At 56.8% G+C, this 20,515-nt stretch carries 20 protein-coding genes; 13 read left to right on the top strand and 7 right to left on the bottom strand.

The window, feature by feature from the left end:
- From KUV86_RS15265 to KUV86_RS15235, 7 genes are all read left to right on the top strand, one after another.
- Positions 1 to 327, top strand: coding sequence for a hypothetical protein (locus KUV86_RS15265; protein ID WP_222485422.1), 327 nt, complete (start codon positions 1 to 3; stop codon positions 325 to 327).
- Positions 328 to 345: 18 nt separating this feature from the next.
- Positions 346 to 1,359, top strand: coding sequence for a major capsid protein (locus KUV86_RS15260; RefSeq protein WP_222485420.1), 1,014 nt, complete (start codon positions 346 to 348; stop codon positions 1,357 to 1,359).
- Between the two features lie 82 nt (positions 1,360 to 1,441).
- Positions 1,442 to 2,980, top strand: coding sequence for a phage terminase large subunit (locus KUV86_RS15255; RefSeq protein WP_222485418.1), 1,539 nt, complete (start codon positions 1,442 to 1,444; stop codon positions 2,978 to 2,980).
- 2 nt (positions 2,981 to 2,982) lie between these two features.
- Entirely contained in the window at positions 2,983 to 3,393 is a 411-nt protein-coding gene (locus KUV86_RS15250) for a hypothetical protein (protein ID WP_222485416.1), read from the top strand.
- Entirely contained in the window at positions 3,386 to 5,236 is a 1,851-nt protein-coding gene (locus KUV86_RS15245; RefSeq protein ID WP_222485414.1) for a tape measure protein, read from the top strand. The genes KUV86_RS15250 and KUV86_RS15245 overlap by 8 nt, the downstream gene beginning before the upstream one ends.
- Before the next feature lie 3 nt (positions 5,237 to 5,239).
- Positions 5,240 to 5,425 carry a hypothetical protein gene (locus KUV86_RS15240; protein ID WP_222485412.1) on the top strand — a complete coding sequence of 62 codons (186 nt, stop codon included), beginning with the start codon at positions 5,240 to 5,242 and terminating at the stop codon, positions 5,423 to 5,425.
- 588 nt (positions 5,426 to 6,013) lie between these two features.
- Positions 6,014 to 6,628, top strand: a complete 615-nt coding sequence (locus KUV86_RS15235) for a hypothetical protein (protein ID WP_222485410.1) — start codon at positions 6,014 to 6,016, stop codon at positions 6,626 to 6,628.
- 119 nt (positions 6,629 to 6,747) lie between these two features.
- On the opposite strand, the gene KUV86_RS15230 is transcribed toward KUV86_RS15235, so the two are convergent.
- From KUV86_RS15230 to KUV86_RS15215, 4 genes are all read right to left on the bottom strand, one after another.
- Entirely contained in the window at positions 6,748 to 7,896 is a 1,149-nt protein-coding gene (locus KUV86_RS15230) for a nucleoid-associated protein (protein ID WP_206937776.1), read from the bottom strand.
- 66 nt (positions 7,897 to 7,962) lie between these two features.
- Positions 7,963 to 8,724 (bottom strand): ABC transporter permease, encoded by a 762-nt coding sequence (locus KUV86_RS15225; RefSeq protein ID WP_222163075.1) that lies wholly within the window; start codon positions 8,722 to 8,724, stop codon positions 7,963 to 7,965.
- Positions 8,721 to 9,656 carry an ABC transporter ATP-binding protein gene (locus KUV86_RS15220; protein WP_222163076.1) on the bottom strand — a complete coding sequence of 312 codons (936 nt, stop codon included), beginning with the start codon at positions 9,654 to 9,656 and terminating at the stop codon, positions 8,721 to 8,723. The genes KUV86_RS15225 and KUV86_RS15220 overlap by 4 nt, the downstream gene beginning before the upstream one ends.
- A 201-nt stretch (positions 9,657 to 9,857) precedes the next feature.
- Complete coding sequence (locus tag KUV86_RS15215) at positions 9,858 to 10,403, bottom strand: cytochrome b (protein WP_222238231.1); 546 nt, start codon at positions 10,401 to 10,403, stop codon at positions 9,858 to 9,860.
- 231 nt (positions 10,404 to 10,634) lie between these two features.
- Here KUV86_RS15215 and KUV86_RS15210 point away from each other — a divergent pair, with 231 nt between their 5' ends.
- Complete coding sequence (locus KUV86_RS15210; RefSeq protein ID WP_222485408.1) at positions 10,635 to 11,156, top strand: cupin domain-containing protein; 522 nt, start codon at positions 10,635 to 10,637, stop codon at positions 11,154 to 11,156.
- 160 nt (positions 11,157 to 11,316) lie between these two features.
- Here the strand turns inward: KUV86_RS15210 and KUV86_RS15205 are convergent, their stop codons facing one another.
- Positions 11,317 to 11,595: a peptidylprolyl isomerase gene (locus KUV86_RS15205; RefSeq protein ID WP_206937791.1), complete on the bottom strand. Its 279-nt coding sequence runs from the start codon at positions 11,593 to 11,595 to the stop codon at positions 11,317 to 11,319.
- A 142-nt stretch (positions 11,596 to 11,737) separates the two neighbouring features.
- Between KUV86_RS15205 and KUV86_RS15200 the strand changes: the two genes are divergently transcribed.
- Positions 11,738 to 12,241 (top strand): DUF523 domain-containing protein, encoded by a 504-nt coding sequence (locus KUV86_RS15200; protein WP_222485406.1) that lies wholly within the window; start codon positions 11,738 to 11,740, stop codon positions 12,239 to 12,241.
- Positions 12,242 to 12,383: 142 nt separating this feature from the next.
- Here KUV86_RS15200 and KUV86_RS15195 read toward each other — a convergent pair whose 3' ends face one another.
- Positions 12,384 to 13,637, bottom strand: coding sequence for a ChaN family lipoprotein (locus KUV86_RS15195; protein ID WP_222485404.1), 1,254 nt, complete (start codon positions 13,635 to 13,637; stop codon positions 12,384 to 12,386).
- 133 nt (positions 13,638 to 13,770) lie between these two features.
- On the opposite strand from KUV86_RS15195, the gene KUV86_RS15190 reads away from it, so the two are divergent.
- The 4 genes from KUV86_RS15190 to KUV86_RS15175 all read left to right on the top strand — a co-directional run bounded on the left by KUV86_RS15190 (position 13,771) and on the right by KUV86_RS15175 (position 18,461).
- Positions 13,771 to 15,225, top strand: coding sequence for a Na+/H+ antiporter NhaC family protein (locus tag KUV86_RS15190; protein ID WP_224908798.1), 1,455 nt, complete (start codon positions 13,771 to 13,773; stop codon positions 15,223 to 15,225).
- A 6-nt stretch (positions 15,226 to 15,231) separates the two neighbouring features.
- Positions 15,232 to 16,338: a class II histone deacetylase gene (locus KUV86_RS15185; protein ID WP_222485400.1), complete on the top strand. Its 1,107-nt coding sequence runs from the start codon at positions 15,232 to 15,234 to the stop codon at positions 16,336 to 16,338.
- Positions 16,335 to 17,174, top strand: coding sequence for a helix-turn-helix transcriptional regulator (locus tag KUV86_RS20100; RefSeq protein ID WP_222485398.1), 840 nt, complete (start codon positions 16,335 to 16,337; stop codon positions 17,172 to 17,174). Before KUV86_RS15185 ends, KUV86_RS20100 begins: the two co-directional genes overlap by 4 nt.
- Positions 17,175 to 17,255: 81 nt before the next feature.
- Positions 17,256 to 18,461, top strand: a complete 1,206-nt coding sequence (locus KUV86_RS15175) for an SAM-dependent methyltransferase (RefSeq protein WP_261397665.1) — start codon at positions 17,256 to 17,258, stop codon at positions 18,459 to 18,461.
- 87 nt (positions 18,462 to 18,548) lie between these two features.
- On the opposite strand, the gene KUV86_RS15170 is transcribed toward KUV86_RS15175, so the two are convergent.
- Positions 18,549 to 19,847 carry a cation:proton antiporter gene (locus KUV86_RS15170; protein ID WP_206937822.1) on the bottom strand — a complete coding sequence of 433 codons (1,299 nt, stop codon included), beginning with the start codon at positions 19,845 to 19,847 and terminating at the stop codon, positions 18,549 to 18,551.
- Positions 19,848 to 20,515 lie beyond the last annotated feature (668 nt).

Raw genomic sequence — 20,515 nt, 5'->3', positions numbered from 1 at the left:
ATGACCAAAATCAATACTATCAATCCTAAAGGCGACATCTTTCTTGTCCATTGTGATGATTACGATGTTCAATTTGATGCAGTAAATGTAACCGTTGCAGGTGTTGCTGGTGACGTACTGGAAAATGCCTCCACCAAGGTTAGCGCAACCTCTACTGAAGTGCTGGGCATCCTCGCAGAAGATACTGACGGTACTCAAGGTAATGTCCGCGTTATGGTTCGCGGCAACCCTTCAACTGTTGATGCAGAAAAGATCAACACTTTCGATTCTACCGATGCCCTGGAGCTACTCAAAGCCAAAGGTATCGTTGCAGTTAACGAACAATAATTTAAGGAGTAAAGAATAATGCTTATTGATAACGAATACGTGATGGACCGTACCGAAGCCATCAACAAGATCCCTGCTAAGCCGTCCCTGATTGGCTCTATGGGCTTCTTCAAGACCCGTAGTGTTGCTAGTGACTATATCACCTTCGACGTTCGAGAAGGCTCCCTGAAGGTGCTGGATGATAAGCTGCGTAGTGTTGCTGACAAGAATACGCGTGACCAGTCTGGTTTTGATCAGCACGTCCTTAAGATTCCTCACTATCCGATTGAATCAACTATCACCCGTGATCAGCTTGCAGGTGTACGTGACTTCAATAGCGAATCTGAGAAGAGCCTTGCTAAAGCTGTTGCAGAACATCTCGAAGATCATTCCGATATGATCGATTACCATCACGAGTATCAGCAGGCAAAGATGCTGTTTAACGCTCAACTGGTGACTGACAATTTCGGCACCTATGACCTTGCTTCAGAGCTTGGTGTTTCTCAAGGTTCCCAGACCCTGTCCTACGCTGCTGATGGTGACGTGCTGAAGCAATTCCGCGCTATGCAGAACGCTTCTAAAGCTGGCCTGATGAGTGGTTCTGCCCGTGGCTTCGTGATGTTCGCTGGTAATGACCTGTACGAATGGCTCCTGACTGTACCGGACCTTACCAAGGCTATGCAGATGAATGGTTGGGCAGGTGCTAACCCGCTGCTGGGTCAGGTGGGTGAGGTTGGTGCAGGCTATTCAAGCTTTACCTTCGGTGGTGTGACCATCGTCAATTACAACGATTCCTTCACCAAGGCTGATGGTACTCAAGACCAAATCCTTGCAGATGCTGAAGGTCTCTTTGTACCGCGTGCACAGCTTGGTAAGCACTTCTTCGGCCCTGAGAACACCCTTACAGGTCTGTCTGGCGGTGGTCAGCGTGCTTTCTCCCGTACTGTTCGGGATGATCGTGATCGCTTCATTACCGTGGAATCCGAGACTAACAGTCTGCCGATTCTTGAGAGTGTTGGTAGCACCATCAAGGTTGATTTTACTGACGCTTAAGTAAGCACCTAAAGAGGGCTGGCTGGCAATTGCTGGTCAGCCTTTTTTATTGCCTAAAAATAACACTGGGGGAGATGATGCCATGGCAAGAACACCAAACAAAAGAAATTACACCTTCCATATCGATCAAGAAACACTGTATGAAGAGGTTGAGATTTACGCACCATTATCAAAGAAGCAAGCTGTATACCTGAATGATGATGATCACGATATTCTACTATTCGGTGGCGCTTCAGGTTCAGGAAAGAGCTATCTAAGCCTTCTAAAGCTTCTCATTGACTGCTTTGAAGACCCTGATTATAACGCCATGCTTCTACGTGAATCATTGGTACAAATCAAGGCTCCGGGTTCTATTTGGGAAGAAGCTAATAAGCTATTCAGTAAGGTTGGTGCGAAGTCTAACAACATTCAGAACCAGATACGCTTTCCTAATGGTGCCTTCGTAAAGTTTCACTATCTCAAAGATAACCAGAATGACTTCCAAGGCTCACAGCTTACAGGGGTACTGATAGACGAAGCATCTCAAATCAAAAACATTGATGATGTATGGTATATCACAAGCCGTCTTAGGGGGAAATCTAAGAAGCGTAAGACCCTTCGAATGACAGCTAACCCTGATAGAAATTCCTTCCTTTGCGATTGGCTTACCAAAGCAGGCTATCTAGATGAGAAGGGTTTCCCAGATGAATCCATGGATGGTGTCACCACCTACCTTATCCAGCTTCAAGGTGATTTTGAGTTCTTCAAATCCCGTGAAGAGATCAAAGAGAAATATGGTGATGCCGCTGCAAGGTCAGCATATTCATTCGTTTACCATTCAGCGAATATCTACAACAACCCAATATATCTTAAGGATCAACCAGAGTATGTATTCAAGCTAGAGAACCTTAAGAAGCTAGAGCGTGACAGGTTGTTATATGGAAACTGGTTTGCTTCTCAAGGTGGTCTAGGCTACCTCAAGCGTGAAGACTTCAAAGAGATTGATGCTTCAGAAGTCCCGTTAGGGCTAACAATGATCCGTAGTTGGGACTTGGCAGCAACCAAACCAGACCCTAATAAATCCGCTAAACAAGGTGGTGATCCAGACTGGACAAGAGGTGTTAAGTGCGCCTTTGACAAGGAGACTGGCAATTTCTACATCCTTGATATGAAGTCCATGAGGGATAGATCCGCACTTGTAGAGAACCTAGTCTACAAGACCGCTAGGGAAGACTTACAGCTTTCTGATAACACCTATACAAGTATCAGCCAAGACCCTGGGAGTGCTGGTAAGGCTCTAGCAGAAACCAAACGTACAAAGCTTATTGCTCTAGGTGCCAAGCCAGTCATCCTAAAACCTCGTAAGTCTAAGTTAACCCGTGCTCAAGGTTTCATGATAGCTGCCCAACAAGGCAACGTCTACGTGGTCAAAAATACCTTCAACGAATCCCATTATACAGAGCTTGAGCATTTCGATGGTGATAAGTGTAGTGGCTATCACAATGACATTATGGACTGTCTTTCTGATGCTTATGAAACACTGGTTAATGGTCGTCTACTGCCCAATATCAAGGTCAATCGTAATAACCCAAGACTACGCAATATGATTGGTCCTACCGTCCTTTCTAATCGGAGAATATAACAATGCCTAACAAGAATTTCTATCGGGATTATGTAGCGTTTTACGCTGAATATGGTTATCGAGACCCCCTAACAGGCAGCTGGATTGAAGGCTATACCGATCCAGTGATTCAAAGGGTCAATATCCAGCCTTTTAAAGATGGTGAAATGCTTACCTTTGCAGAGTCCACCACGTATTACCAGAAAGGATACAAGAAGGTTTACACCAAAGAATTACCCGTATTTCCAGAGAATCCCCCTGAGAATTCTGCAATCCTCTTTTACTTCAATGGTGAGTTTTATCAGGTGAAAGGGAGTATGGATTATACAACACCGGGTAGAGGACCAAAGCATTACAAGCTACTCGCTACCATGTATCCCAACGGTACTGAACCTGATATTGAACCCCCTGAAGAGGTGATTAACAATGGCTGATACAGTTGCACAGCTTAAGGCTAGACTGTCATATGATATTGACTTTCGAAACTTAAAGAGATTCGAGAAATCCCTAGAGAATGCTAACAAGAATCTTGAGGCATATCGTAAGAAGCTTAATGACTTCCAGACCAAACGAGTAAAGAATCTCGATACTGAATTCAAGAGTCTTGATAAGAATCTAAAGAACTATTCCCGCCACCTTCGCGACGTTAGCTTTACTGAAGATCGCCTTGCAAGAGGCATGAGAGACGGTAACAAGAGCCTTGAGAGGCGTTCCCGTATTGTTACTGATATGTCCTATCAAATGCAGCGATTCCAGCGCTTTAACAGGGACTTCAATGCAGGCATGAGCCATGGTAGATCAGGTATGCCGTACCACGTCGAAGGAGGCTCTACAGGCGCTAATATGCATGGCAGGGCGGCAGGTATTGGAGCAACAATTGGTGGTGCTATGCGGGCTATGTCTGGGCCTGCTATCGGTGCTGCTGTAGTGGCTGCTGGTGCCTATATGAGCAACGAACAGTACCAACGCTTCCAACGTATTGAGAGTGCTTTTACGTCCCTTGAAGGGTCTTCTGAAGCCGCTGCAAGGCGTATTGAGCAGATTTCCGCTATCAGTGATTACATGGGTACTAACTTTATCCAGTCTGCTGAAGGCTACAGGGACTTTGCAAATGCTTTGAAGGGTAGTGCTCTTGAAAGCCAATCTATGAGATTCTTCACGCAACTCCAAGCCTATGCAACAGCTACTGGCGCTTCTCAAGAAAGGCTCGGAAGAATCCAGCTTGCAGCCTCGCAAGTGGCCAGTACGGGTAAATTGATGGGCGACGAGTTGCTACAATTCGCAGAAGCTGGCATTTCAAGAGAGCTTATCGCATCCTCTATGGGATTGAGCCTTAAAGAGTTCACAGATAAGCAACAATCAACACGAGGCATTCTTGCTACAGAACTCTTACCAGCACTGTTCAGTGTCATGGGGGAACGTTCACAGATTGGTGGTGCTCTCGATCAACGAAGGAATAGTACCCAAGCACAGCAGAACAGGGCACTTAATCAAGCGTTCTTCAGCAACAATCTAATGAATAGGGTTGGTCTTGATAACGCGATGAACAACGCTTACCAAGGTATCCTAAGCGCTATCAGGAAGTCTGAAGGTCTCTTTGAAGAGATTGGTGAATTTGCTGACAGCATGGCACCTATCCTTAAGAACCGCTTTGAAGCATTCGGAAATATTCTTGCTTCTGTCGGGAACGTATCTGATGCATTGGATGGTGTAGACTTTGAATCTCCATTCAGGTCCCTAGCAGATGTGATGAATGAAGTCGCTGACTACATCAATAGTGTTGCAGATGTTATTGAGATCATCCGTAGTGATACAGCATGGCGTGATAAGGTCTCTAATATTGGTGATATTGTCGCAGGACACCTTAAAGATATTGCAGAGAACTTTGTCAATTCCATCATCTCAAGCGTTAACTTTATCCTTCCTAAAGCCTTTGAGATTGGTCATGTTAACTTCGGTCCTCAGCTTTCACCTAATATGATGATGCTGAACCCTGACGTATTGGAATCTCTTAACAGTAAGGCTCGTGAGACCATTGCACCAATGCTAAATGCTCAAGGTGGTATTAGTGATCCTAATCAGGTTCCTTTCGGACCACCTATCGACCGTAATGGCAATCCCATGAATGGTACAACCAACGTCTATCACCAGACCATCTCACCAACTCTAGAGATCAATGGTGCACAAGATGTTGAAGCTATTAAATATGAGATTGGTCACTATTTAGATCAGGTTATTCGTACAACATCAATGTCACAGCCCAAGACAGAGAGGTGATAGATGCATATCAAGATTCTCTATGCTCTTCTAGCAACACTGTTATTAGTGATTGGCTATGATGCTTACAGTGACCATAAAGATAATATCCTTCAGCATGACTGGACAGATGGTGATGAAGTCTTCCAGAGTCAACAGATTGATGACTTGATGGATAGGATTGTTATCTTAGAAAATAACATGGAATGAATATTTAGCCATTATCTTGTAAGTGTCGCTATTAAGCAACACCGTCAGGATAGTGGCTTTTCTATTTCTATTGTTAGTACACCTATGGAATAGATTGGAAAGATATTGCTCATTTATCGGTGATTTAATAGGTTAAATGGCGATATATCTTTAAAGGTATACTTATGCGTGCTCATGGGTTAGTCCCCCAATACTATCGCTTTTCACCTTACAAATATCCTTCACAATCCTTCATAACAACTTGAACATTACTCATGACGTATTTACCAGTACCTTAGCAGGGCAGGGGAGAGGTGCTAACCAATCATTCTAAGCATATTACCGATGCAATTTAACATAAGATTGTTTACTGGAATAACTGTTAAGGATACTTGGCAAGTCTTGGTCAAGTGATTGGTGAGAAGTCAACAGGTTTGATAGTAGTATTTCCCTATGATTTTTCTATTTCTCATAAGCTATCACGATTATGGAGATTAGAAAAGGTAGGGGGGAGTGTTGGGGACTAACCGTCATATTCCAATGGATAGGGGGCTTCATTAGCATTCTCTGCTATGATGGTGGTGTCAATCACTGCTTAAGGTATATACGATGCTAAGCGAACATTCTCATTACATTAGCAATGGCATTAGGTGTCTCATATCAAAAGAAACTCATCCTAATATCTATCCTTTCTTTGTTAGCCATATTCATTCCATAGAGAGTAATTCGGGCATAATAAATTATCAGTACATTATTGCTAACGGTCCTTTTGATAATGATGGTCTTGCAGTTTTTAAGCGTTTTGCTGATGATCTGGAAAGTAACTTTAGCACTGATGAGATGTATAAGCTTGTGGCATTTACGTGGGTAAGCTTAGACTTCAATCAGTTTTTACGGCGTCATAATGAAGAGCAAGTGATATCAGCTATCTACGCTTGTGTCGATGAGTGGATTTTGCTTAGTAATACTTTCGAAGGCGAAGAGCTTGAAAAAGAATGGGAAGCATTTGTTCTAAATAAAGCCGATGATCTTCTTGGTATTCTTGATCAAAGAGCAGGATCAGGAAATCCCAACTTCATTTATGGGTTTAACACCCTAGGTGTCGATAAGAAAATCCCTGAGGGCTTTACTGGTTATGTTCGCTATGCGCTTTATAAAATCCTTCAGCACCGTGCCATGGTGGAGGTGTTGAGCATAGGTGGTACAACAGGTGGTACAAGTTAAGCATTCTTAGGTAATGACCTTGGAGGCTGATGCTGTGGAAGTCATGCCAAATACATCACCAGCCTCTTTGGTATAATGCTTGTTAGGATTGGTATAAATCCTGTTTTATCAGTAGCTTACTAGCCCCCCTGCAGCTGTTCCTTGAGCTTGCTGGGCAGCTTCTTGATGATCAATCGGTCATGTTCTTCGTCGTACTCGATGCTGTTGCCCAGCAGGTGGGAGTCGAAGCTGATCGAGACGCCCTCGGCGCGGCCGGTGAAGCGGCGGAACTGATTGAGGGTGCGCTTGTCTGGCGGGATTTCCGGTGACAGGCCGTAGTCGGCGTTGCGAATGTGCTCGTAGAAGGCCCGCGGATTGTCATCGTTGACCAGGGCGGAGAGCTCATCCAGGGTCATCGCTTCACCACGACTTGCCTGGTCCTGGGCGTAGTCGATCAGCGCATCGGTCTTTTCCCGCGACGCTTCCTCCTCCATGTCTTCCTGCTCGACATAGTCGCTGAAGGCCTTCAGCAAGGTACGGGTTTCGCTCTTTGGATCGACGCCTTCGCTGGCGCCCAAAAGGGCCTGCAGGTCGTCGGCCAGCTTCTTCGCGCCGCGATCTGCCAGCATCGACAGGTACTGACTCGACGGGCCGCCGTCCTGCCATTGGGTCAGGTTGAGGCGGAAGGCCAGCGACATCTGACTGTGATTGAGCTGCCCGGTGATGCCGACGCGACCGTCTTCACCGATGACGAAACCGTCCCGATGGTGAACCAGTGCGACGAACAGGTGGCGGGTCTCGCCCTGGCGCTGGTCGACCATGAGCAGGTGGCCTCCGGTGGGCAGGTGCGCGTCGACCACGCCCTTGATGGCCTCGCCAAGCTCCCTGGCCAGTGCCTGAAAGTCTCGCTCGCCGTCGAGGAAGGCACGAAACTCGGCAGGGAAGCGGCTGGTGGTCGCCACTACCGGACCTTCATCAGAGGCGGCCAGGCCAGAGGAGCCTGCACCAGAGGTCCCTGTCGCGGAGGAGTCCTCGTCGTCCCAAGGGGCGACATCCTCGCCGCTGGCGTCGCTATTCTGCACGCTCGGGCGATCCGTGGTGCTGGGGGGAGCGTGCTCATTGAGCCGGCCCCAGCGCTTGGCTTTGCCGTGGTAAGCGTCGGTCAGGCGGGTGACCAGGCTGTCCAATGCGTCGCTGTCGGGATGCAGCTCGCTGGCATGCTTAAGCGTTGCCGGGATGTCGCTGGCGCTCTTGTCCAGGCGCTGGATGACGCAGGCAGAGATCGGCATGGAAACCTCGTGACCAAAAAACGGCGGCAGATGATAGCGTACTTGGGGCGTCAGACCGAAGCCGATTCATGGCTTGAGGCGATAGCCGCTGCGGAAGATGGCATGGATGACCGCCAGCGCCAGGGCCATGAACAGCAGAATCATGCCCAGACTGACCCATACGCTGACATCGCCGAGTCCATAAAAGCTGTAGCGGAAACCCGACACCAGGTAGACCACCGGATTGAACAGGGTCACCGTTTGCCACAGGGGAGGCAGCATGTCGATGGAGTAGAAGGTTCCGCCGAGGAAGGTCAGCGGCGTGATGACCAGAAGCGGCACCAGCTGCAGCTTCTCAAAGCCATCGGCCCAGATCCCGATAATGAAACCGAGCAGGCTGAAGGTCAGTGCGGTCAGCACCAGAAACAGCAGCATCAACAGCGGGTGCATGATGGTAAAGGGCACGAACAGGCTGGCCGTTGCCAGCACGATCAAGCCGAGCACAATAGATTTGGTGGCGGCAGCGCCGACAAAGCCCAGCACGATCTCCAGCGGCGAGATGGGAGCCGATAGAATCTCGTAGACCGACCCCGAAAAGCGTGGGAAGAAGATCCCGAATGAGGCATTGGAGACACTCTGGGTCAGCAGCATCAGCATGATCAGCCCCGGCACGATGAAGGCACCGTAGGGAATGCCCTCGACCTCACTGATGCGTGAGCCAATGGCGGAACCAAAGACCACGAAGTACAGCGAGGTGGATAGCACGGGGGATACCACGCTCTGCAGCACGGTGCGCAGGCTTCGGGCCATCTCTGCCAGGTAGAGCGTCTTGACCGAGGTGATGTTCATGGTCGCTCCTTGACCAGATTGACGAAGATTTCCTCCAGCGAACTCTGGCGAGTGTGCAGGTCCTTGAATGCGATGCCGGCGGCGTCGACGTCTGCGAGCAAGTCGGCGATGCTGCTCTCACCGTCGTCTGCACCGTCATAGTGGTAGACCAGCGCATGGCCCTCGTCGCTCAAGGCCAGGTGGTGGTGAGCCAGGGCGTGCGGCACAGCGTCGAGGGGTTCGCGCAAGTGCAGGGTCAATTCCTTGCGGCCGAGGCTCGCCATCAGCGCCTGCTTTTCCTCCACCAGCACCAGCTCTCCGGCACGAATGACGCCGATGCGCTCGGCCATCTCTTCCGCTTCCTCGATGTAATGCGTGGTGAGGATAATGGTGACGCCGCTCTCTCTGAGGCCTCGCACCACCTCCCACATGTCACGGCGCAGTTCGACGTCGACCCCGGCGGTGGGCTCATCCAGAAACAGTACCTGGGGTTCGTGGGCCAGTGCCTTGGCGATCAGCACCCGACGTTTCATGCCGCCGGACAGGGTGATCAGCCGGTTCTTGCGCTTTTCCCACAGGCTGAGCTGGCGCAGCACCTTCTCGATATGCGCCGGATCCTTGGGCTTGCCGAACAGGCCGCGGCTGAAGGATACCGTGTCCCATACGGTGGAGAAGGCTTCACTGGTCAACTCCTGGGGCACCAGCCCGATCAGCGAGCGGGCAGCACGGAAGTCATCGAGGATATCGTGGCCGTCGACCCTGACGTGGCCTGATGAGGGATTGACCAGCCCGCAGATGACGCTGATCAAGGTGGTCTTGCCTGCCCCGTTGGGGCCAAGCAGGGCAAAGATCTCGCCGCGCTTGATGCTCAGGTCGATGCCCTTGAGCGCCTCGAATCCGCCGGCATAGACCTTTGTCAGCGCCTGGACATCAATGATCGGGGAGTCGCTCATGGGTGCCTTCCCCCGGGGGCAAGGTCTTGGTGCGGCGGGTGAGGCAGTCCTGATGAATGCTCCATGCTGACGTCCTTATCGATGGCCTTCGCCCATCCTAGCGCGGTTGTCTGCATCTGCACACCGGCCCGATCCACGCCCTGGCCGGTGTGTCCCCTCCGCCGGGGCCGCAGGTTCATGCCGTCCTTGGCTGCGGCGGACTTATTTCCTGGCGCTGACGTCAAGCATGCGGGGCAGGACATCCTGCTGCCTGGGATTCATGCGGTGATGAACCGCCATCAACACGTGCCCCAGGGCCATCGCGAACAGCGCCCACCCCAGCCAGCCGTGGAGCAGATTGGCAGGGAGCATCATCCACTCGATCTTGTCGCCGTCAAAGCCTGACATGAGCTCGATGCCGAAGGGCGAAAAGGCGCGCCCGGAACCATATTGGCGCATCAGCGCAATCGACGGAATCACGACCAGCAGGGCGTATAGCGCGAGATGACCCAGATGCGACGGCAGGTTGAGGCTGGATGGGCGGCGGCGCTGGTTTAACAGCGCCCAGGCCACCCGGCCCAGCATCAGGATCAGAATCAGCAGGCCCACCGGCTTGTGGGTAGCCCAGGTCAGTTTATCCAGCCAGGAATCTTCGAACAGCACTGTGGTGGTGGCCGTGACGAGCTGCCACAGCACCAGGGCGGCGATGCTCCAGTGGAAGAAACGGCTGATACTGCCATAACGTTCGGGTGAATCGATGATCGACATAGGGGACTCCTCATCCTCGGTCGGGGCGGTCGATGGTTGTTTTTGCATAGCCTAACTCGGCCCAGCGGGCAGGACTGGGGAATTTTCCCAATAGAATGTGCACGAAGCTGCAGCCGTGGGTCGAACATGCCGTTCGGCACGGGACGTTACCGGGGCGGATGTAAGGAAGGCGGTGGTGGCGTCATCCAAACACTCTCGTCACCGACGACGTTGTCCCAAGAGGTCTCCTCCATGTTTCCTGAGTCTCCCCTGACGTTGAAACGAATGACCAGCAAGAACAAGGCGTGCGGTGCTGTGCCTCTGCCCCAGTCGTCCGGGCGCTCGCTGCGGTTGGCGACGCGGTTGGCGTTCGCCCTGACGCTGCTGATTGCGGTGACGCCCCAGGCGTCGGCACAGAGTGGCGATCAGGTAACGCCCAGCGTGTCCCAGAACATCATGCAGCAGAAGTGGGTGTCAGACGATTCCAACCTGATCTCCACCGTCGTACTGGTTACCCTGGACCCCGGGGCCAGTCTGCCGCCCCATCGCCACGCAGGGCCAGCCTACGTCAAGGTGGCCGCCGGCGAGGTGATCTCACAGCTTGAGGGTGGGGAAGAAGAACGCTTTGGGCCTGGCGACGAGTGGCGAGAGCCGGAGGGCGTGCGTCATGTGAAGCTGGTCAATGCCAGCGATGAGAGTGCTGCGGAATTGATCGTGGTGATGATCCACACTCGCGGTGAACCCCTGACCCGAGTCGAGAAGACAGTGGAGTAGATAACAGCGGCAGGAAGGGGGGCAGAAGAGGCTGCCTAAGACACTGTCTTAGACACCAAGGCCACGCTTTGGCGTGGCCTTGGTTTGACTAGCATGGTTTGACTAGCATGGTTTGACTAGCTCGGTGTGGCTAGATCGGTGTGACTCGCTCGGCGGGATATCAACCGCGGCTGGTGACTTCCAGCAGGTGGTAGCCGAACTGGGTCTTGACCGGGCCCTGGACCTTGTTCAGCTCGGCGGAGAACACGACTTCGTCGAATTCGCGCACCATCTGGCCGGGGCCGAAGCTGCCCAGGTCGCCGCCCTGGCGGCCGGACGGGCAGGAGGAGTGTTCGCGGGCGGCGTCGGCAAAGTCACGACCGTTCTCGATTTCGGCCTTGAGGGCCTGGCACTTGTCTTCGCTGTCAACGAGGATATGGCGAGCAGTAGCTTGAACCATGGGAAACTCCAATTGAGTGCTGCGGGAATCAAAGGTGGGCGGAGCTTAGCATGCTGCGGCACACAGGGCATCCTGTCGTCGAGCGGAGGTAGCCGCCAGCGATGCCATGTTGACGATAGAAGTGATGGTGAGGAGTTGCCACGTGAACAAGGTTCTGGTCAGTGCTTGCCTGCTGGGAGACCCGGTGCGCTATGACGCCAGTCACAAGGCCCTGGGCGATGCGCGTCTGAGGCGCTGGCGCGAGGAGGGGCGGCTGGTACCCATCTGTCCGGAAGTGGCGGGAGGGTTGCCGACGCCCAGACCTCCCGCCGAAATCCAGGGAGGGCAGGGACGTCAGGTGCTGCACGGGCAGGCAAGGATCGCGGATGACGCCGGGGACGATCCCACCGAGGCCTTTATCCGGGGTGCAAAGCTTGCGCTGTCCGCGGCCAGGCGCCATGGGGTTCGCCTGGCCCTGTTGATTGACCGCAGCCCCTCCTGCGGCAGCACCCAGATCTACGACGGCCATTTTGAGGGCACTCTGGTGGCCGGTGAGGGAGTCACCACGGCGTTGCTGCGTGCCTCTGGCATTGAGGTCTTCGCTCCCCACCAGCTGGACGCCCTGGGAGAGCGGCTGGCCCAGCTCGACGCAGACGAGGCGTTTTGAAGGGCCGGCGTCAGTGAGGGGCTACGCTCAAGGCTCGGACTGCCTGGCTTCCTCAGCTTCCTGTCGTTGCGGGACCGGCCTATGGGGTCGCGCGCTATTCCTCAACCTATCCCTCAACCTATCCCTCAACCTATCCCTCAACCTATCCCTCAACCTCGGTGGGCGCTGGCGGAAAACTGACTGTCAGCGTGTGGTGGGCCCGTTCGCGCCTTACCTCGACTCTCGCCTGGGTCCCCGGCATTACGCGGTTCACCAACGCCTTGAGCTGCGCAGGCTGGTCAAGGGGTTGGCCAGCAAAGCGCAGCAGGCGATCACCGACACGCAGCCCCGCAGCCGCGGCGGGGCTATCGGGTGCCACCTCGCTGACTACCAGACTGCCTTCGTCCATGTCGACGTCAACCCCCAGTCGCGGTCCATGCTGAATCATGTCGTTGTGCACCACAAAGATCACATCGGCAAGCCCGTCGTCGGCCGTGCAGGCCTCGTCCACCGTCAGCGGTAGCAGGCTCGACACCGCGCGGATATCCCGGTGTGAAAGCTGCGTCTCGATGCCCTCGCCGTAGCTGGCATGTCCCATTCCCACCAGGCCCACCGCCAGGTAGCCGTCCTCTACCAGCTCGGTAAGCCCGTACGCCATGGCCGTGTCCCAGACCTGCTGGGCGTAGACGAAGTCATCGATCATTCCGGCATCGAACGCGCGATTGCCGGTTTCGTCACCAAGTTCGGCCGCGTGCTGGGCCAGGCTCTCTTCCAGGCGCTGCCGGTAGGAGGGCGATGCCGGGGCGGGTTCCGGGATGCCGTGACGCTCAGTGGGTGGTACGGCCATGACACCTTGCTCGACCAGGCGTCGGCGCAGCTCCGGCGTGACGTTGAGTGCCTTCAGCGGCAGGCGATGGTCACGGGCAAAGTGCAGTATCGGCAGGTAGAGCGCGGCGTCAAAGCCCCAGTAGCGATACCACTGGCTCTGCTTGAGCAGCTCTGTCTCGTCGATGTTTCCAGCCACCCAGGCATCCAGCGCCGCCTGGCTTTCCCTTGGCAGCATCTCCAGGCCGATGGCCAGGCGCGGCTGCTGGGCGTGCAGGGCGCTGATCGCCGCCAGCTGAAAACGATGGTGGGCAGGCTGGTCGTGGCGCTCGCCCAGCAGTACCACCTGCTCGTCCGCCAGCGCCGCCCAGCCCATGGGAGGGGAGCGGCTGGTCAGGCTGTCTCCTGGCGTTCGCCAATCGCCGGGGAGGGCACAAGCGGTGCCCGGGGCGCCTGTCGAGGGGGCGGCGACGGGTGGCTGGGTGTCATCGCCCATGGGGGATGCCAGGGCCATGTTCAGCGGTGCCGACAGTGATACCAGCATCGACGCCAGCGCTGGCAGACATAGCCGGACATGGCGGTGTTGGGACATGGGATGAGTCTCCTGACATCGAGGGTCTTGAGTGTGGCGATGGTCCCCATGGGGATATCGCCGCAGTTGCTAGGGCAGTGCTATCAAAGGCATCGCACGGTCACATTTCAACAACAACCCGATGGTGACGACAGTGGATCATAGTCTTTCAGAGCTGGCGAATCGTCGCCAGGACCCCAATCGCGGCCTGCGTCGCGGCTTGCTCTTTCTCAGTGTGGTGCTGGTTGCCAGCCTGTCCGGCCACTGGCTGATCCAGGATGGCCACTATGGCGCCTACGCGCTGGTGCCCACGGTGGTCGTCATTTCCATGGCGCTGATCACCCACCGTACCCTTGAGGCGCTGATGGCTGGGTGTCTTAGCGGTTTCATCATCCTGTCACCTTCCAGCGCCATTCAGGACATGGCGCTGGCGGGGCTGGAGGTCATGCAGCAGCCGACCATGGGCTGGATCGCCCTGGTCTGTGGGCTGCTGGGTGCCTTGATTGGCCTTTTGCAGTTCGTCAGGGGCACCGAGGCCTTCAGCGATAGCGCGGGCCGCCTGTTGACCACGCGCAGACGGGCCATGCTGGGGGCCACGGGTCTTGGCATCCTGATCTTCATCGACGATTACCTCAATGCCATGACGGTATCGGCGGCGATGAAGAAGCTGTTCGATCGACTCAAGATTTCCCGCTCGATGCTGGCCTATATCGTCGATTCCACCGCGGCGCCGATCTGTCTGCTGATACCGTTCTCGACCTGGGCCATCTATCTGGCGGGACTGCTGGAAAGCCAGGGCATCGCCTCAACCGGAGAGGGCTTCGCCACCTATCTCGGCCTGATACCGATGCTGTTCTACCCCTTGATTGCGCTGCTGGTGGTACTGCTGGTAGCGCTGGGGGTGTTGCCTGCCCTTGGGCGCATGCGCGCGGCAGAGGCGGGAGATGAGCTGGTGGATGATAGCAGCGCCGAGCAAGCCGACGAGGTGCAGCGCCAGATCACGCCCCGCTTGATCAATTTCGTACTGCCGGTGACCACGCTGCTGCTGGCGACCTGGTGGTTCGGTATCGATGCGCTGATCGGCGTTGGCTTCGCCCTGCTGGTTGCCCTGGCGCTGTATGCAGCGCAGCGGATCGCGCCACTCAATCGCATGTTTGATGAGCTCCTGAAGGGCTTTCAGCAGATGCTGCTGCCCCTCGGCATTGTGTTCGCCGCCTTCCTGCTGCAAACGGTGAACCAGAACCTCGGCCTGACCGAGACGCTGGTGGCCTGGGTCGAACCTTTGATGCAGGGAAGCTGGTTGCCGGGCGTCACCTTCCTGCTGCTGTCCGGACTGGCCTTTGCGACGGGGTCCTTCTGGGGCGTCTACGCCATCGCCTTTCCCATCGTGATTCCCCTGGCCGAGGCGACAGGGGCCTCCATGGGGCTGACCCTTGGGGCGATGATTTCGGCCGGTGCCTTCGGTTCCCACGCCTGTTTCTTCGGTGACTCCACCGTGCTCAGTGCACGTGGCTGCGGAGTGACGCCGATCCAGCACGCCCTGACACAGCTGCCGTACGTGCTGCTGGCGGCAGGTGCCAGTGCCATTCTTTATTTCCTGCTGGGGTAGCCACGAATGCAACGACGTACGGCCTTTGCCTTTCATGAGCACTGCCTGTGGCACGACAACGGTCCCTGCTCGGTCTTTGCGACGCCTGGTAAACATGTCCAGCCTGCGGCCGCGGTGGAACACCCGGAGACCAAGCGACGCCTCAAGAATCTGCTGGAAGTCACCGGACTGATGGATGAGCTGGTGCCGATCAAGGGGGCCCCTGCCGATGAGAGCGATCTGCTGCGTTTCCATACCGCCGAGTATCTGGCGCGGCTGGCGCAGATGAGCGAGTTTGGCTTTGGTGATGCCGGGGAGTGCGCGCCGCTGCGGCGTGACAGCTACGACATCGCCCGTCGCTCCACCGGACAGGCGATTGCCGCCATGGATGCCGTGCTGAGAGGCGAGGCCGACAACGCCTATGCCCTGTGTCGCCCTCCAGGGCACCACGCCGAGCGGGACCGAGGCCGCGGTTTCTGTCTGCTGGGAAACATCCCGATCGCGGTCATGACCATGATGGCGCGCCATCCGCTTAAGCGTGTCGCGGTCATCGACTGGGACGTGCACCATGGCAACGGCACCGAGCAGGCATTCTGGGAGCGCGATGACGTGCTCACCCTGTCGCTGCACCAGGACCGCAACTACCCCGTCGACAGTGGAGACATCGAAGATATCGGGGGTGGTGTCGGCCGCGGCTACAACCTGAACGTGCCGTTGCCGCCGGGCTCGGGTATCGGCGCCTACCAGGCGGCCATCGAGCGCGTGGTGGTGCCGGCGCTGGAGCGCTTTCGCCCAGAGCTGGTGGTGGTGGCCTGTGGTTACGATGCCAGCGCCATGGATCCCCTGGGCGGCATGATGCTCAATAGCCAGGCCTATACGGAGATGACGGCCAGGCTGCTCGATGTGGCGGACAGACTGTGTCAGGGCCGCCTGGTGATGGTGCATGAGGGAGGCTACAGCGAGGGCTACGTGCCGCTGTGTGGTCATGCGGTCATCCAGACCTTGGCAGGATCAGCGATCCAGGCCGATGACCCCATGAACGACGAGATCGCACGCTGGGGCCAGCAGACGTTGCAGCCGCATCAGGAGGCTTTGCTGGCACGCCTTGATGGCTTGGTCAGACACCTGGGGTGACGTATTCTGACCCGATGGATGTTTGCCGCCCCTGCCGTTTGCCCTCGAAGGTGCTGCCACCGAGCGATCTTGCGCCGGTGGCGCGCCTTGCCGACCGCGTGCGTTCGCCCAATTTTCTCGAGGGGTTAGGGGAGGTGCTGGGTGCCTATGCCCCGGGGATCAGCTATGCGGTGATGCACTTCCCCGGCGTGGGTAGGCCCACGGTGCTGGCGCATAACCTGTCGGCGGTGCTCGATCGTCGGGTGCTGTTACCCTACGTGGAGCGCATGTACCTGCTCGACCCGTTTCATCAGCATTGGCAGTCCCAGGCGGCACCAGGGGTGTGGTGGCTTGAAGAACTGGCACCCGCCGGCTTCCGCGAGACAGAATACTTCGCGACCTACTACCGCAACCTGGGCCTTGAACGGGAAGCCGCCGCGTTCTTTTCGCTGGGAGAAGGGGATGGCATCACGATGTCCTTTGGTGCCTCCGGTGCCCTGGAGGAGGGCGCCGATCACGTCACCCTGATGGCGCAGGTGGCCTATCTGTTTCCTCTGCTTGAGTCACTGGTTCGCCAGTTCTGGCTGGTGTCGAGTCTGCACCTGCCGCGGGAGGAACAAACGCCAAGCCTGCTGGCGAGCTTTGGACAGGATCGCCTGAGCGAGCGTGAGCGAGAGACCGCCTGGCTGATTCTGCGGGGACATACCAGTCCGGAGATCGCGAGCAAGATGGGAATTTCTACCGGCACCGTCAAGAATCATCGCAAGCGACTGTATGCCAAGCTGAACATCTCGAGCCAGGCAGAGCTGTTCCGGCAATTTATGCTATTTCAGCACCAGTCCGATGGACGCGCCTGACAGGCCCCGTGTCTGCTACCATGGCGCGCCTGTCCCCTTGACCACACGACCGATGTCGTCCTTGCGCGCATGACTGCCAGCTTGAGCCACACCGAGCGCCTCGCGGCGCTGACCCGCCTGCTTGCCGAGTGGCACTGGCTGTGGTCGCCGACCCCCTTCACCCACGCCTCCATCCCCTGGCCCGACCGCGCGCAGGCCGGGGATATCGCTGCCTGCCTCGAAGCGCTGGATGACCAGCGCTGCCAGCGGCTGCAGCAGCGGCCCTTCGACGACTCGCCGCTGGCGGCCTGGCTACCGGTGGCCGAGCTGAAGCGACTTATCGACGTTGCCCCGGGGCCGCCGGCGATCAACGCCCCCGAGGCCTGGGCGTCCCACGTGGGTGGTCGCAAGTGGGCGCAGATGCTGGCCTTTGCACCTCAGGTCGATCCGTTGCGTGGCCCGCGCCTGGTCGAATGGTGCGCCGGCAAGGGCCACCTGTCGCGGCTGTTGGCGCGCTGGCACCATGGCCCGGTGCGTGCTCTGGAGTGGCAGCCAGAGCTCTGTCGCAGTGGCCAGGCGCTGGCCGATCGCCAGGGGCTTGAAGTGAGTCTGGTGGAGCAGGACGTGATGCAGCCAGGTGCGGCCGAGCAGCTTGACCACGCCGATCAGGTGGTGGCGCTGCATGCCTGTGGCGATCTGCACGTGCGCCTGCTGCAGTTGGCGCGGGACAAGCGCGTGGCGGTGACGCTGGCGCCATGCTGCTACCAGCGGACCCGGGATGAACGCTACCGGCCGTTGTCCGCCCAGGCGCGATACCAGGCTGAGCTGCATGGTCTGGCGCTGGATCGTGAGATGCTGGCCATGGCGGTGCAGGAGACGGTGACCGCCAGTCGAGGAGAACAACGCAAGCGCGAACGGGCCAACGCCTGGCGGCTCGGCTTCGATGAGCTGCAGCGGGAGTTGCGCGGGACGGACGACTATCTGGCGGTGCCGAGTCTGGCCTACGGGAAGATGCCGGCACGCTTCGAGGACTTCTGTCGCTGGGCAGCAGCGCAGAAGGGGATAACGCTGCCCTCTGACGTCGATTGGCGCGCCTTCGAGCGACGCGGTGTGGCGCGGCTGGGGCGAGTCAATCGATTCGAGCTGGTGCGCCACCTGTTTCGCCGGCCACTGGAGCTATGGCTGGTCCTGGACCGGGCCCTGTGGCTCGAGGAGGCCGGCTTCGAGGTGCGCTTGAGCGAGTTCTGTGAGCGAGCGCTGACTCCCCGCAATCTGGCCCTGGTGGCCACCCCGCAGCCGCCAGCCTGACCGGGCGCAGAGCCCCTGGGCCGCGCTGAATCGCCGTCGTTGAGTCGTCGCGCCGCCGCGGCTGGGCCCCGGCGGCGCGACCTGGGTTCAGCTGCGCTTGCCTCGACGGAACTGCTCGACTTCCCAGGCCTTGGCGCGCTGGATCAAGGGGGTGATGCTGGAGCCCTGGATCAGGATCGAGAACACCACCACCGAGTAGGTCATCACCAGGATGATTTCACGCACATCGATGTTCTTGTCGGGGATCACGTCAATGCCGGCGGGAATGGACATCGCCATCGCCAGCGCCAGACCACCACGCAGGCCACCCCAGGTCAGGATGCGCACGGAGTATGGGTTGTAACGGCGGAAGCGATGGAAGCCAACATAGGCGACGCGCACGCTGAGATAGCGCGACAGCAGTACCAGCGGTACGGCGGCGATCATCAGCACCCAGTCTTCAGGGTGGAAGCTGAACGATAGCATGGTCATGCCGATCAGCAGGAACAGCACGCCGTTGAGGAATTCATCGACCAGCTCCCAGAAGTGATCGAGATGCTGCTGGGTCTCCTCGGAGAAGCCCTTGCGCCGGGTCCTGTTGCCGATGATGATGCCCGCCACCACCATGGCCAGGGGGCCCGAGACCTCCAGGAACTCAGCGAACACATAGCCGGAGGTGGGCACCAGCAGGGTCAGCATCAGCTCCATGGAGTGATCCTCGGTATGCCGGATCAGGTAGTGGAATAGCTGGCCAAGGACGAAGCCGTAGAGGATACCGCCCAGTGCTTCCTGCAAAAACAGATGGCCGACGCTCATGACGGTGGGGGTCGCACCGCCAAAGGCGATGGCAAACAGCGTGACAAACAGCACCAGTCCAAAGCCGTCGTTGAACAGCGATTCGCCCTCGATCTGAGTGGAGATGCGACGCGGCGCGTTCATCTTCTTGACGATGGCCAGTACCGCGATGGGGTCGGTGGGCGAGATCAGTGCACCAAACAGCAGGCAGTAGATCAGATCGAAGTCGATGCCCAGCCAGCCGACCAGCAGCCATAGGGTATAGCCGATAAAGAAGGTGGAGAACAGGGTGCTGCCCATCGCCAGAATGGCGATTTCCCACTTCTGATCACGCAGGTGGGGGAGCTTGATCCCGAGAGCGCCGGCAAACAGCAAAAATCCGAGGATCCCCTTCAGCAGGAAATCCTCGAAATTCAACTGGTTGATGGCATTCTCTGCGGTTTCATCAAGGGCAAACCAGCCCGCGTGCCCAGCGATGACAATGGCAAGTGACAGTATCAGCGCCCCGGCAGTGATGGCGATGGTGGTCTGGAACTTGCCTATCTTGCCGTTGATCAAGGAGATCACCATCGCCATCGCGGCGAGCAGGCATAGGGTGTCGTACACCGACATGGAGTGAAGCCTCTGAAGTGGTTGGGGTAGGGGGAGAGATAGCGGTGGAAAGCAGCGTCGGCAGCGCGGTTGGGAGCTCGACGGAAATAGGATGGGTAACAGGGGCTGACACGGCTGGCGAGACAGCGGCGGTAGCAGCGGATGAGACAGGGGCAGAGACGTCGGATGAAGAAGCCCCCGAGACCGCTATGGCGCTGGCCCGAACCTTGGCCCGACCACCTGAGATGCGGTGACGACCGAATACGGCAGACGGGATGAACATTGCTGTGATACCCGCATGATATGAATGCGTGGCGGGCAGAAGAGGCGATAATGACATGTCCATCGCGACAGCCGGGTCCTGAGCATGAGGCGCGTTCACGCGCCTTGCTGAAAGCGAAAAAGGGCTGCAAGCAGTGGGGTTCAGGGGCTCGCTGGCTCCTGCCTGGTGGAAGCGTTCCCGGCGGAGGTCAGGCGCCGGTTAAAGGGCGCATCTGGGGTCCTGTCCACTGCATTTCGCAGCGCAGCAAAGTATACGCGGCTCACGTGTCGGTTACAGCCCGGATGTCGCATTTTTTGAAGCTAAAGTGCATGGGCTGTCAGAGATGGCGGACAGCTGCTACCAAGGTATGATGAGCCAGACCGAAACGATCGGACAGCGCTCCTTTCGAGGGCCGCTGCACCGCCCC

This window comes from Halomonas sp. DP8Y7-3, assembly GCF_019801675.1.
Classification (GTDB): Bacteria; Pseudomonadota; Gammaproteobacteria; order Pseudomonadales; family Halomonadaceae; genus Halomonas; species Halomonas litopenaei_A.
The sequence above is the reverse complement of the archived record's forward strand: the minus strand, read 5'-3'. Positions and strand labels throughout refer to the sequence as shown.